At 67.4% G+C, this 12,961-nt stretch carries 12 protein-coding genes; 8 read left to right on the top strand and 4 right to left on the bottom strand.

Features of this window, described 5'->3' with window-relative positions; genetic code table 11:
* On the top strand, positions 1-1,302 hold the full coding sequence (locus JZ791_RS21920) for an XdhC family protein (protein ID WP_254206093.1): 1,302 nt from the start codon (positions 1-3) through the stop codon (positions 1,300-1,302).
* A gap of 69 nt (positions 1,303-1,371) precedes the next feature.
* Here JZ791_RS21920 and JZ791_RS21915 read toward each other — a convergent pair whose 3' ends face one another.
* Complete coding sequence (locus JZ791_RS21915) at positions 1,372-1,857, bottom strand: MarR family winged helix-turn-helix transcriptional regulator (RefSeq protein ID WP_216897057.1); 486 nt, start codon at positions 1,855-1,857, stop codon at positions 1,372-1,374.
* A gap of 87 nt (positions 1,858-1,944) precedes the next feature.
* Between JZ791_RS21915 and JZ791_RS21910 the strand changes: the two genes are divergently transcribed.
* A complete protein-coding gene (locus JZ791_RS21910; protein ID WP_216897056.1) occupies positions 1,945-3,708 on the top strand; it encodes an ABC transporter ATP-binding protein in 1,764 nt (587 codons plus the stop codon).
* Between the two features lie 163 nt (positions 3,709-3,871).
* Here the strand turns inward: JZ791_RS21910 and JZ791_RS21905 are convergent, their stop codons facing one another.
* The gene (locus tag JZ791_RS21905; RefSeq protein WP_216897055.1) at positions 3,872-4,846 is read right to left on the bottom strand and encodes an FAD-dependent oxidoreductase; all 975 of its coding nucleotides are present in this window, start codon (positions 4,844-4,846) and stop codon (positions 3,872-3,874) included.
* Positions 4,847-5,232: 386 nt separating this feature from the next.
* Between JZ791_RS21905 and JZ791_RS21900 the strand changes: the two genes are divergently transcribed.
* The 5 genes from JZ791_RS21900 (at position 5,233) to JZ791_RS21880 (ending at position 10,033) form a co-directional block, all read left to right on the top strand.
* Entirely contained in the window at positions 5,233-5,688 is a 456-nt protein-coding gene (locus JZ791_RS21900) for a hypothetical protein (RefSeq protein WP_216897054.1), read from the top strand.
* A 111-nt stretch (positions 5,689-5,799) separates the two neighbouring features.
* Positions 5,800-6,759: a metal-dependent hydrolase gene (locus JZ791_RS21895; RefSeq protein ID WP_216897053.1), complete on the top strand. Its 960-nt coding sequence runs from the start codon at positions 5,800-5,802 to the stop codon at positions 6,757-6,759.
* Complete coding sequence (locus JZ791_RS21890; RefSeq protein WP_216897052.1) at positions 6,759-7,859, top strand: PDR/VanB family oxidoreductase; 1,101 nt, start codon at positions 6,759-6,761, stop codon at positions 7,857-7,859. Before JZ791_RS21895 ends, JZ791_RS21890 begins: the two co-directional genes overlap by 1 nt.
* Positions 7,860-7,889: 30 nt before the next feature.
* Positions 7,890-9,656 (top strand): SDR family oxidoreductase, encoded by a 1,767-nt coding sequence (locus tag JZ791_RS21885; RefSeq protein ID WP_216897051.1) that lies wholly within the window; start codon positions 7,890-7,892, stop codon positions 9,654-9,656.
* Between the two features lie 155 nt (positions 9,657-9,811).
* A complete protein-coding gene (locus tag JZ791_RS21880; RefSeq protein WP_216897050.1) occupies positions 9,812-10,033 on the top strand; it encodes a hypothetical protein in 222 nt (73 codons plus the stop codon).
* A gap of 13 nt (positions 10,034-10,046) precedes the next feature.
* On the opposite strand, the gene JZ791_RS21875 is transcribed toward JZ791_RS21880, so the two are convergent.
* On the bottom strand, positions 10,047-11,036 hold the full coding sequence (locus JZ791_RS21875; protein WP_256461931.1) for a TerC/Alx family metal homeostasis membrane protein: 990 nt from the start codon (positions 11,034-11,036) through the stop codon (positions 10,047-10,049).
* A 260-nt stretch (positions 11,037-11,296) separates the two neighbouring features.
* Between JZ791_RS21875 and JZ791_RS21870 the strand changes: the two genes are divergently transcribed.
* Positions 11,297-12,322 (top strand): zinc-binding dehydrogenase, encoded by a 1,026-nt coding sequence (locus JZ791_RS21870; protein WP_308163030.1) that lies wholly within the window; start codon positions 11,297-11,299, stop codon positions 12,320-12,322.
* Positions 12,323-12,341: 19 nt separating this feature from the next.
* Here the strand turns inward: JZ791_RS21870 and JZ791_RS21865 are convergent, their stop codons facing one another.
* Positions 12,342-12,770 carry a nitroreductase family deazaflavin-dependent oxidoreductase gene (locus JZ791_RS21865; RefSeq protein WP_216897048.1) on the bottom strand — a complete coding sequence of 143 codons (429 nt, stop codon included), beginning with the start codon at positions 12,768-12,770 and terminating at the stop codon, positions 12,342-12,344.
* Positions 12,771-12,961: the final 191 nt, after the last annotated feature.

Genomic DNA, 12,961 nt, shown 5'->3' with positions numbered 1-12,961 from the left:
ATGCGCGAGTTGACCGCGGAACTTCTGGCGTGGCAGGCGGCGGGCAAAAGCTTTGCCGTGGCGAGCATTATCGGTATCACCGGTAGTGCACCGCGACCACTGGGCGCGGCGATGGCCGTCGATAATGAGGGGACGGTCATCGGCAGCGTGTCCGGTGGATGTGTGGAGGGTGCGGTATATGAGCTGTGCCGCGAGGCCATGCGCACCGGGCAGACCCAGCGGGAGACGTTCGGCTACAGCGATTCCGACGCATTCGCGGTCGGATTGACCTGTGGTGGTGTGCTCGAGGTTTTCGTGCACCCGGTCGACTCGCGTGATCATCGTGTTCTGGAGACGGCGCTGCGTGCGGAGGGGGCCGTCGCGCTGGTGCGGGATATGAATTCCGGCGCGGTACTGGCGGTCGGCCCGGACTGGGTACATGCCGAGTCCGGGCGCTCGGAGCCTGTTCTCGTGCAGGGGATTACGGGCAATCGTCCAGGGGATGCCGCCCGTGGCTCGGGCGCCGCCGAGCAGATGCGGGAGGTCGGCGAGCGGGGTGTCGCGCAGAACGGCGAAGATCGGGTTGCCACGCAGGGCGACCCGATCCGCCGACCGCCCGACCCGGTGGCCGCCGCCGACCCGAAGGTGGTTTCGGAAGCGCGGGCCATGCTCGACCTGGGCGCCACCGGCGTCCGGGTGATCGGTTGCGGCTCCGAGGAAGTCACTGTCTTCATCGAATCCTCGGTGCCACCGCCGCGCATGATCGTGTTCGGCGCCATCGACTTCGCGGCCGCGGTGGCGCGAATCGGCAAATTCCTGGGCTACCACGTCACCGTGTGCGACGCCCGCCCGATCTTCGCTACCAGGGCACGCTTCCCCGAGGCCGACGAGGTCGTCGTCGACTGGCCGCACCGCTATCTCGAAGGCACACAACTCGATTCACGCACCGTGATCTGCGTCCTGACACACGACGCGAAATTCGACGTGCCCGTGCTCGAGGTGGCCCTGCGCCGCCGCGTCGCCTACGTCGGCGCGATGGGCTCGCGTCGCACCCACCGCGACCGCACGGTCCGTCTGCTCGCCGCCGGACTCACCGAAGACGAACTGTCCCAGCTGCACTCGCCGATCGGCCTGGACCTGGGCGGCCACACCCCGGAGGAGACGGCTGTGGCCGTAGCCGCCGAGATCGTCGCGGTCCGCCGCGGCGGATCCGGCGCGGAACTCCGCGCCACCGATGCCTCCATCCATCGCTTGTCTCCGGGCGAGACCCTCGGTCCGCCGCCGATGGAGTCCACGGATCATAGGTCCCTCCAAAAGCTCTGAAAGCGTATTCGTTGGGGATCGGTGACATGGCACGCATGGGTCGCCGCGTCGCGCAGTCGACGCTGAGACCTACCCGTGCGGTGCGCATTCGCCTTCCTCGATACTCGCCGAGTCGGGTGCCGCCGTGTTCAGCGCGGCCAGCAGTTCTCGCAACGTCTCACGCTGCTGCGGCGACAGCGCCGCGAATGTCTCCGCGGCTGCCTCACGGCGGGCCTCGGACATCCGGCTGAGCGTCTGCCGCCCCCCTTCGGTGGGGGAGACGAGGGTGGAGCGGCGGTTGGTGGGGTCGGTGGTGCGGGTGATCAGGCCCGCGGCGACGAGGGCGTCGACGACCGTGGTGGCCGAGCGGGGGACGATGCCGAGGCGCTCGGCCAGGACGGACATGCGCAGTGGTTCCGGATCGCGGCCGATGATGCGCAACGCGCGGCTCTGGGCCGGAGTGAGTCCCAGCGGGGCCAGCCGGGCTGTTTGACTACGCCGGATACGCTTGCTGACCTGCAAGAAAAGCTCCGGCAGGTCGGTCTCGACGGTGGTGGATCGGGTGGCGTCGCCCATAATCCTGAGCTTAGCTCATCGTTGTATGGAATAATTGTGAGTCAAGCTCAGTTTTAGGGCTGTAGTCACCCTCGGAAGGAGGCGCCTATGGCTGCCCGATCCCCCCATCAGCTGCGCCGGATAATCCGGCTGTTCCATCCCTATCGCATGCGCCTGGGCCTGGTCGCCGCCCTGGTCGGCCTGTCGTCTGTGGTCTCGCTCGCCTCGCCGTTCATGCTGCGCGCGATCCTCGACGACGCGCTGCCGCACGGCCGCACCGGCCTGCTCACCCTGCTCGCCGCGGGCATGATCGTCGTGGTCGTACTGACCAGCGTGTTCGGCGTGTTGCAGACCTATATCTCCACCGCCGTCGGCCAGCGGGTCATGCACGATCTGCGCGCGCGGGTGTACGCGCGGCTGCAGAGCATGCCGCTGGCCTTCTTCACCACCACCCGCACCGGCGAGGTGCAGTCGCGCATCGCCAACGACATCGGCGGCATGCAGTCCACGGTCACCTCCACCGCGACCTCACTGGTCTCGAACTTCACCTCGGTCGTCGCCGCGATCATCGCGATGATCGCGCTGGACTGGCGGCTCACCGCGGTCTCGTTGCTCATGTTGCCCTTCTTCGTCTGGATCAGCCGCCGCGTGGGCGACGAGCGCCGCAGGATCACCGCCGAGCGGCAGCGCAAGCTCGCGGGAATGTCGGCGATCGTGGAGGAGTCGCTCTCGGTGAGCGGAATTCTCCTGGGTCACACCATGGGTCGAGCCCCGGCCCTTGTCGACGACTTCTCGCGGGAGTCACGCGGACTGGTCGATCTGGAGATCCGCTCCAGCATGGCCGGACGCTGGCGGCAGGCGACGATCCAGATCGTCATGTCGGCCATGCCCGCGCTGATCTACTGGGCCGCCGGGCTCACCGTCGCCTCCGGTCATCAGCTGGTGTCGATCGGGACCCTCGTGGCCTTCACGACGTTGCAGACCGGTCTGTTGCGGCCCGCGGTGCAACTGCTGTCCACGGGCGTGGACATGCAGAGCTCGATGGCGCTGTTCGGCAGGATCTTCGAATACCTGGACCTGCGGCCCGACATCGAGGAACCGGTCGATGCGGTCCCGCTGCCCGAGAACGCCTCGGGTGAGGTGCGATTCGACCGGGTCGGCTTCGCCTACGAGCAGGGCCGTCCGGTGCTCGAGGATATCGACCTCACCGTCCCCGCCGGCACATCGCTCGCGATCGTCGGCGAAACCGGCTCGGGTAAAACCACTCTCGGCTATCTCGTGGCGCGACTGTACGATCCGACCGCGGGCGCGGTCACGATCGACGGAATCGACGTGCGCGATCTGAGTTTCGCCGAACTGTCCGGCGCGGTCGGCGTGGTCTCCCAGGAGACCTACCTGCTGCACGCCTCGGTCGCGGACAACCTGCGCTTCGCCAAACCCGATGCGACGGACGAGGAATTGATCGCCGCCGCCCGCGCCGCGCAGATCCACGACCATATCGCCGATCTGCCCGACGGATACGACACCACGGTCGGCGAGCGCGGCTACCGCTTCTCCGGCGGTGAGAAACAGCGCCTGGCCGTGGCCCGCGCGATCCTGCGCAATCCACCGATCATGGTGCTGGACGAGGCGACCAGCGCACTGGACACCCGCACCGAACGCGAGGTCCAGGCCGCCATCGACGCGCTGTCCGCGGGTCGTACCACCATCACGATCGCGCACCGCCTGTCCACGATTCGCGACGCCGATCAGATCGTGGTGCTGGACGGCGGTCACGTCGTCGAGCGTGGTACGCATCGGGAGCTGGCGGAGCGCAACGGCTTCTACGCGCGGTTGCTGTCTCGGGACGAGGTTCTGGAACCGGCGGTGTGAACCGGGCGGGATCTACCGCTGGACGAAGTCTTACGAATTGACCAGCGCCGGAACCGAACTTGCTGAAGCGCTGACACCCCTGTGGGCGTGGTCCGAACAGTGGAGCGGCGTCCTGGGCGCCCAGGATTCGTTCGACGGCGACTGATTGTCCCGCCGAGCGCGATCAGTCGTCCTCAGCAAGTAATTCCGCACGGCGGCGCGCCATCGCCTCGGCGGGGTCCTGCCCGGCCACGAGCGCCTGGTAAAGGGCTGCCGCATCCTCGATGGCGTCGCGTGCGCCGGTGCCCCGGGTGAAGACGTGATCGGCGTCGCCGCAGAGGATTACCGGCAGGCGGGGCGGGAGGGCGCCGGCCAGCGGTACCGTACGAGCGTTGGACACGTGTGCCATGGCGGTGTGTTCCAGCAGGAAGTCCAGTAGGTACGGTATCGCGGGCAGGGCCGTACGGATCGGCTCGATCCATCGGGCCAGCGGATGGAATCCGGTGTAGCCCACCGGAATCGGGGGGCGGGAAAGCCGCACGAACCATACCGCGACGTGCTCGTTCCAGAAATGCCCGAAAGTGGCTGGGCTGTCCTGTGTCTGGTGATGCACGTGCAGCACCGATGCGGCGGTGTTGGGCCGCGTGCCGGGTGCGGCGGTCGCGTAGAGCACCACCTGCCCGGCATATTCGGTGACGCGCGTCGGTTCGAGCCGGATGCGGGCGATCGAGTCGATGCCGTCCGCGGCGATGATCAGTTCGGCCGAGTCGCCGCCGGGGTACAACACGCCGGTGTAGGGGTTGAGGTCGGAGATGGGTGTGCCGTAGCGAATGTCGGTCTTCGCGGTGTCGGCGAATTCGGTCAGCACCCGCATGAGGTCGGTGCGGTGGTAGAGCCGGTCGCCGTCGGCGGGGGTCTCGTCGATCCGGTCGGCGGCTGAACCGATCCGGAAGCCGTGCAGGGGATAGGACGCACGCTCTAGTCGATCGGCCGGAACACCCATGGCGGTCAGGGTCTTGTGCGCCCGTCCGTCCAGGAAGAGAAAGGCGTCGCCCCGGACATTGGGCCGCTGCTCATAGACCGTCACCGACTGGCCCGCCCGCGCCAACGCGCCCGCGAGCACCGTGCCTGCGATTCCACCCCCGACAATCGTCACCATATGCGGTGCCTCAGTCCGGAGGGGAGGCCGATGACACAACCCCGGCTATCCGGTACAGCCTCGTCAATATCTCTCCTGGCGCGGGCTTTTCGTCGACGTCGACAAATCCACCGTAGCGGTTCGAGATCGTGGATTCCAGCCGATTCTATGCCTTCCAATAACCGGCACCGGAAATATTTCTGTTCTCCAGGACTTCTCGGAACCCTCCGATGACCGAACGGGTAGTACGCGGGTCGGCCGGTAGCGTACATCTCGGTCGCCGCGCACATGCGATAGCCTGCCCGAAAGCGACCTGCTCGATGTCGGTGTAGTGCGCTACCCTGCGGGGCACGCCGACATGATCGACAACGCCGAGCAGGATCGGCAGACGGGTAGGGAACGGGAGAATGGCAGTGCTTCGATCGGATCACAGGCGCGCACGGGCCGCAGGCGTTCTGGCATTGGCGTGTATCGCCTCGTTCGTCACCGCGTGTGGCTCCAGCGGGTCGGCTCCGGCGGGCGCGAGCCCCCAGGTGTCCGGAGGGGCCAAGGCGCTGCCGCAGGTGATCGACTGCTCGTTCGACAAGGCCGCCGTGCGTCCGCAGAATCTGATTCTGGCCTGCGCAGATCTGGGCGCCGAGGTCGACAAGATCACCTGGAAGTCCTGGGCCGCGGACAAGGCCGAGGGCGACGGCACCGAGCGTCTCAACACCTGCACGCCCAACTGCGCCGCCGGGCACTACGCCACTAAACCCGTCCATGTCGTGCTGTCCGATCCGATCCAGCCCGCCAACCTCTACACCAAGGCCACCGCCACCGATGCTAGCGGTAAATCGCTGAGCGTCCCACTGTATAAGGGCTGATCAGAGGCCTGAGTCTTTAGATGTAACTCCTAGTCGCATATACACTCGAAATTTTGCTACGCTCGTGTAGCGACGGTGCTGCCGCCGTGTGTACGACGACCAGGAGTACCGATGAAGCTACTTCCCACGCCGAATCGTTGGCGCTCCTCAACCGGCCCATGGCGGCGACCGCAGTCGACCGACCTGGGGGAGGTGGCCCTGCACGCGCGTAACGTGCAGTTCGACTGGCGCGACACCCCGCTGCACTGGATGCCGGACGAGCCGGTCGCCTCGCACGTCATCAACGCGCTGAATCTGTTGCTTCCCGAGGGCGAGCGGATGTTCTGCCTGGCCTTCTCCGAGGCGCTCGAACTGATGCGCGACGACAAACTGCGCGAACAGATGCTCGGCTTCATCGGGCAGGAGTCGATGCACGCCGAAACCCACAACGGCGTGCTCGAGCAGGTGCTGACCGTGCACGGCATCGATGTGGACGCGTACACCCGGCAGATGGAATACCTGTTCCGCACCACGCTCGGCCCGCGCCCGGGGCGCGGCGCCGCCGCGGAGTGCATGGGCGGCGCCCCCGCGGAGTTCCAGACCCTCGTCGAACGCCTCGGCGTCATCGCCACCCTCGAGCATTTCTTCGCCTTCCTCGGCGACTGGGTGCTCAACGCGGAGCTCGAGCGCTTCGGCGCCGATCCGCGAGTGCTGGACCTGTTCCGGTGGCACGGCGCCGAGGAAGTCGAGCATCGGCACGTCGCGCACGATGTGGCGCGATACTTCGGCGTCGGCTACGTCCGTCGCTGCGCGTTGATGTTCTTCGTCTTTCCGATCTTCCTGTGCCTGATCGGACGAGGCATGAAATACCTTGTGCACCAGGATCCCACCTTGCCCAATATGCGCTATCCGCGGTTGCTGCTGCGGGTGTGCGGCGCGATGTGGCGCGGTGCGCTGCCGGGGGTGCCGTCGTTGCTGTGGAGTGCGGGATCCACGCTGCTGCCCGGCTACGACCCAGAATCGGTGGGCTCCACCGCGCAGGCGGTCGCCTACCTCGCCAAATCGCCTGCGGCGCAGGCGCTCGCGTCGTGATGCGACGGGCACCGGTCGTCGCCCCGGCGGACCTGTACGGGAAACGCCGCAGCGACAGGGCTATTCGCGTCATCGATGCGGCCGCGCGGGCGCGGCTGCGCTGGACGACGCTGATCAACCGCTACGCGACGGCCGGCGCGGCCGACGATCACCGGATAACGCTGCAGGTCACGCAGCGACGGGTGGAGGCGCACGACACCGACGTGATCAGTCTGCTGCTCACCGCGCCCGACGGTCGTGTGCTGCCGTCGTGGCGGCCCGGCGCGCATCTGGACCTGGAACTGCCCTCGGGCCGGTTGCGGCAGTACTCGCTGTGCGGCGATCCGGCCGACCGGCACGTGTATCGCATTGCGGTGCGGCGTATTCCGGATGGCGGCGGTGGTTCGCGCGAGGTGCACGACGCGCTGCCGGTCGGCAGTGCGGTGACCGTGCGCGGTCCGCGCAACGCCTTTCCGTTCGTACTGCCCGGATACGGATCCCATGCCGCTCGTGTGCATTTCGTGGCCGGTGGTATCGGCGTCACGCCGATCCTGCCGATGGTGCGCATGGCCCAGCGCCTCGGCGTGGACTGGTCGATGGTCTACACCGGGCGCAGCCGCGACACCATCCCGTTCCTCGACGAGCTCGAGGCGCTCGGCCCGCGCGTGCGGGTCCGCACCGACGACGAGTTCGGCCTGCCCGGCGCGGCGGATCTGCTCGCGGGCGTCGGCCCCGACACCGCGGTCTACTGCTGCGGGCCGGTGCCGATGACCGCCGCGATCGCGGCCGCCGTGCGCGATATGTCCGGGGTCGAGCTGCATTCCGAACGCTTCTCCGCCCCGCCCGTGGTCGCCGGCGCCGCCTTCGAGGTGGAACTGGCTCGTACCGGCGAGGTGATCGCGATACCGGCCGACCGCACGGTGCTCGAGGAGGTGCTGAAGGTTCGTCCGGATCGGCCGTACTCCTGCCGTCAGGGGTTCTGCCGCACCTGCCGCGTCACCGCGCTGTCCGGGAATGTGGATCACCGCGACACCGTGCTCACTGAGGCCGAGCGCGCCGACGGTGAGCTGCTCATCTGTGTATCCCGGTGTGCCGGTGAGCGACTCGTACTTGACCTGTAGTGCGGTACTGGATGCCCCAGAGGAGAGATCGTGAGTGACTCGACACCCGTTCCCGATGCCGAACGGACCGTGCGCAGCGGCGAATTCGACCTCGCCGTCTACGAATACGGCGATCCGACCGCCGAGACCATCGTGCTGGTGCACGGCTGGCCGGACGACCACCACCTGTGGGATCGCGTGATTCCTTTGCTGGCCCGTCGATTCCACGTCGTCGCGTACGACACCCGCGGGCACGGCCGTTCCACTCGCACCACCCGTACGCGGGACTACCGCCTGGACGCGTTCGCCGGGGACTTCTTCGCCGTCGCCGACGCGGTGAGCCCCGGTGAGCCCGTGCACGTGCTGGCGCACGACTGGGGTTCGGTGCAGATGTGGGAGGCGGTGTGCGATCCCCGCGCCGCCGCGCGGATCGCCTCGTTCACCTCCGTGTCCGGCCCGAACCTGGACCATCTGGGCCAATGGATGCGCGCCAAGCTGTCGCGCGGCGCGGCGTGGGGTCCGTTCACCCAGCTGCTGTCCTCGGCCTACACGTTCCTGTTCATGACCCCCGGCGTGCCGCGCGTGGTGCTGCGGCCGCTGTCGGCGGAGGCGGTGTGGCGGCGGTTCGTCGGGCTGATGAACGACACCGAACCGCGGAATGTGCGCCTGGGCCCCAACTTCCGCGAGGACTTCTTCGACGGGATGCGCATCTACCGCGCGAATATCGTGCAGCGCCTGGTCGATCCGCGTGAGCGCCGCACCGAGGTGCCGGTGCAGCTGGTGATCGCGCGGCGCGATGTGGCCGTGCGGCCCGCGGGCTATTCCGACGAGGCGCGATGGACCTCCCGGCTGTGGCGGCGTGAGGTGGCTGCGGGGCACTGGCTGCCGTTCTCACATCCGGAGCTGTTGGCCACGGCCACAGGCGAACTCGTCGATTCGATCACCACGGGTTCTGCCTCGCCGGCGCTGCGTCGTGCGGAGGTGGGTCGCGCCGCGCACCGTCCCTTCGACGATCAGCTGGTCGTGATCACCGGCGGCGGCAGTGGAATCGGTCGCGAGACCGCTCTGGCCTTCGCGCGGCTGGGCGCCCAGATCGTGGTGTCGGATCTGAATCTGGACGGGGCCAAGCAGACTGCCGCGCTGGTGGAGGGCGAAGGCGGTGTGGCACATGCCTATTCGCTGGACGTGTCGGACGGCGCCGCGGTCGCCGAGCACGCCGCCGCGGTGATCGCCACGCACGGTGTTCCTGATGTGCTGGTGAACAATGCGGGCATCGGCCAGGCGGGTGACTTCTTCGATACGTCCGCAACGGAATTCGACCGGGTGCTGCGGGTCAATCTGGGCGGGGTGGTCAACGGTTGCCGTACCTTCGGCTCGGCCATGGCCGAGCGCGGGCTCGGCGGGCATATCGTGAACCTGTCGAGTATGGCCGCCTACACCCCGCAGCGTGGGTTCAGCGCGTATTCGACGAGCAAGTCGGCGGTCTTCATGTTCTCCGATTGCCTGCGTGCGGAACTGGCGGGCAAGGGGATCGGTGTCCACACGATATGTCCCGGCATCGTGCATACGAATATCGTTGCCACAACCCGGTTCTCGGGGTTGTCGGACGAGGACGAGGCGGCCAAGCAGGCCAGGTACGACGAGCTGTACCGCAAACGCCACTACGGACCGGAGAAGGTCGCCGAGCAGATCGTGCGCGCGGTGCGGGATGATCGCGCCGTCGTGCCGGTTACTCCGGAGGCACACCTGCAATACCACTTCAACCGGTTCGCTCCGGCGATCGTGCGCTTCGTGGCCGCGCGGGTGAAGTTGACCTGACCGGCCGATCACACGACACCGGCCGCTCGTGGGCCGGATTCGCCGCGGCCGGTCCGGCATCAGCCCGATAACCTGCGCAAACAATGGAGGTTGCGCGGTCGGTTCGCGGCGGCGCACCATGGTTTATGGGCTCATCCGTCGGAGTTTTCTTCGCGATGCTGGTCGGTACCGCGGTGGTCGCCGCCGTGCTGGTGCTGTTCATCGATGGGATGTTGCATCTGGTCATCTTCCTGTCACCCCGGCATCTGGGGCAGTTGCGTGCCAACGGCTGGCGGGGCGAACCGCACGACCGGCCCTGGTACCGCCGGGTGCTGGGGGAGGTCGTACTGCTGTTCGACTTCCGCGCGCACGAGTCGGAGGCCCGCGGCGCCAAGTGATCGGGCCGAGGCGTTACGGCGCGGGCGTCGGGCGAGTAGCCCACAGGCTGGTCGCGGTGACCACCGCCAGCACCGCCACGATCACCCCGAGCGAGGCCGCGGTCGGGATCTCCGGCATGCCGTCCCAGATGCCGTGCGCCCAGTGCAACACCAGTTTCACCCCGATGAAAGCCAGGATCACAGCCAGCCCGTAGGCCAGGTGCACCAGTCGTCCCAGCGCGGCGTTCAGCACGAAGTACAGCGCCCGCAGGCCCAGCAGGGCGAAGGCGTTCGTGGCGAACACCAGGTAGGGGTCGCCGGTGACGCCGTAGACCGCGGGCACCGAGTCGACCGCGAATACCAGATCGGCGGTCATCACCGCGGTCACCACCAGCGCGAGCGGCGTCAGCGCGCGCCGGCCAGCCTCGCGCACGGTCATCCGGGGGCCGCGATAGTCGTCGGTTACCGGCCATACCCGGCGCATCAGCCGCACCGACCGCAGAGCGGAGATATCGACGTCGTACTCGTGTCCGCCGGCCGCGTCCACCAGGAGTTTCGCCGCGGTGATCAGCAGGATCGCGCCGAACAGCAGGAACGCCCAATCCAGTTCGGACAGTGCGGCGGCCCCGATCGCGATGAACACCCCGCGCAGCACCAGCGCACCGGCGATCCCGTAGAGCAGCACCCGCTGTGCCAGGCGCGCGGGCACCGCGAATCCCGCCAGCAACAGCATGAAGACGAACAGATTGTCCACCGACAGCGATTTCTCCAGCAGATAGCCGGTGAAGAACTCCGCACCCGGTACGGACCCGTACCCCGTCCAGATCGCGACGCCGAACCCGATCGGCAGCGCGAGATAGAACAGCGTCCATCCGATCGCCTCGCGCATCGACACCTCGTGCGGACGCCGGGTGATGGCGAAATCCAGGACGAGCAGCATGAGCACTCCGCCGATGGTCACCACCCACAACCAGGGCGAACCGATGGTGTGGAGCTGGGACGAAGCAAGGACGGTCGAACTCAATCGGACTCCTCGGGTACGGCACATCAACCCGAGGTCTCCTTCACCCGCTGCTCGGGTGGCCACCCGGGGATTCCGACGGCGGAATCCGTATTGACCGGAGTGACACTTGGGAAGTACTCCCCTCGCCGTCGAGAGTAGCGAAGTCCGCGTGCGATCAGCAAACTCTCGCGGCGCGTCGGGGTGAGTGTCGGCCGCACCGAGAGCGGATATCGCCGAGCGACTTGACCTCGAGTCATGTTGAGGTACGAGGCTGGGCCGCAGTGTTGAACAACGAAGGGATGTGGTCGGTCATGCGTGTGGTGCGCGCGGAGTCGTTCGGCGGTCCGGAAGTGCTGGTGCCTGGCGAGGCGCCCGATCCGGTCGCCGGCCCCGGTGAGGTGGTCGTCGAGGTGGCGGCGGCCGATGTGATGTTCCTTGACACGCGGCTGCGCAGCGGTTGGGGCCAGGATTTCTTCCCGGTGCAGACGCCGTATGTGCCAGGCGGGTCGGTGACCGGCGTCGTGTCGTCCGCGGGTTCCGGGGTCGACCCGGCCTGGGTAGGCAAGCGGGTGGCTACGCACACCGCCGCCAGCGGTATCGGCGGCGGGCTGCCGATCGGCGGGTACGCGGACAAAGCGCTGGCGCGGGACGATGCTCTGGTCGAGCTACCTGCCGGACTGGATTTCGTACGCGCTGCCGCCCTGGTCGCCGACGGCCGGACCGCCGTGGCGATCGCCGAATACACCGCACTGCAACCCGGGGAGTGGGTACTGATCACCGCGGCAGCGGGTGGGTTGGGCACGTTGCTGATCCAGTTGGCCCACAGCGCCGGAGCCAGGGTGATCGCGGCGGCCCGCGGTGCGTCGAAACTCGCCCTCGCCCGGCGGCTGGGCGCCGAGGAAGTGGTCGACTACGACGAATCTGGTTGGACAGAGAGGGTTCTCCAGGCAACCGGTGGTGAAGGCGTCGCGGTGGTGTTCGACGGCGCCGGCGGCCCGCTCGGGCGCGATGCGCTGGGCGCGATCGCATCCGGCGGTCGTTTCATCGGATATGGCAATGCTGCAGGAGGATTCGCGGATATTGATCCGGGAGCGGCTGCCGCGCAGGATATTACGGTGGTCATGCTGCCGGATCTACTGCAAGCCGATATCGACTGGCCCTCCGCAGGCCGCCGCGCACTAGATGAGGCCGCCGCAGAAAGATTGGAAGTTGTTGTCGGCCAGACCTTCCCGCTAGCGAAGGCGGCCGATGCCCACGCCGCCATCGAATCGCGTATCGCGGTAGGACGAACCATCCTTACGGTTTGATCCCAGGGCGGGCCGACCCTTACCGCGGACTCAATACCACCAGCGCGATGGGTCGGTCCGTCTTGGCCTGATACGCGGTGTACCGCCCCTTGTTGGCCGCGTCGACCATCGTCCACCGCCGCGCATAATCCGGATCATCCGGATAAGTCGCCCGCGCGCTCACCGGAATCCCCCGCCGCCCAACCTGAATCTCACACTCCGGCGCGGCCTTCACATTAGCCAGCCACCCCGGCGGCCTGGGCGACCCCCCATTGGACGCGGTCACCACATAGTCCCGCCCATCCCGCGCATACGTCAACGCACTGGTCCGAGCCTGCCCCGACTTCCGCCCCACAGTCCGCAACAACAACGTCGGATTCCCGAACAACAACCGATGCCCCACCAGCCCCCCACTGTTCTCATACACCCACTGATGCCCCCGCAACACCCGCGTGAACAGGCTAGCCACAACCACCCTCCGTCCAGTCCCGCGCGTCACCGCATCCGATGCCGCCCACTAATGTAAGCATGCGACACATTACACCGCCCCTTGATCCGCCGCCCCAACACCTGTCTCTTACACACATCTAAAAAAAAAAATACTTTTGACATGCACCTGACCTGTTCATTATACAAATGGTGCAGCCCATGAGACATGCG

The sequence above is a fragment of the Nocardia alni genome, from assembly GCF_019038435.1.
GTDB classification, from domain to species: domain Bacteria; phylum Actinomycetota; class Actinomycetes; order Mycobacteriales; family Mycobacteriaceae; genus Nocardia; species Nocardia alni.
Note: the sequence above shows the minus strand (reverse complement) of the source record. Positions and strands in the feature narration are given on the sequence as shown.

Excerpts from the sequence above, each read along its gene's own strand:
- JZ791_RS21920 (WP_254206093.1), top strand. The coding sequence starts at position 1 with ATGCGCGAGTTGACCGCGGAACTTCTGGCGTGGCAGGCGGCGGGCAAA.
- JZ791_RS21915 (WP_216897057.1), bottom strand. The coding sequence starts at position 1,857 with ATGGGCGACGCCACCCGATCCACCACCGTCGAGACCGACCTGCCGGAG.
- JZ791_RS21910 (WP_216897056.1), top strand. The coding sequence starts at position 1,945 with ATGGCTGCCCGATCCCCCCATCAGCTGCGCCGGATAATCCGGCTGTTC.
- JZ791_RS21905 (WP_216897055.1), bottom strand. The coding sequence starts at position 4,846 with ATGGTGACGATTGTCGGGGGTGGAATCGCAGGCACGGTGCTCGCGGGC.
- JZ791_RS21900 (WP_216897054.1), top strand. The coding sequence starts at position 5,233 with ATGGCAGTGCTTCGATCGGATCACAGGCGCGCACGGGCCGCAGGCGTT.
- JZ791_RS21895 (WP_216897053.1), top strand. The coding sequence starts at position 5,800 with ATGAAGCTACTTCCCACGCCGAATCGTTGGCGCTCCTCAACCGGCCCA.
- JZ791_RS21890 (WP_216897052.1), top strand. The coding sequence starts at position 6,759 with ATGCGACGGGCACCGGTCGTCGCCCCGGCGGACCTGTACGGGAAACGC.
- JZ791_RS21880 (WP_216897050.1), top strand. The coding sequence starts at position 9,812 with ATGCTGGTCGGTACCGCGGTGGTCGCCGCCGTGCTGGTGCTGTTCATC.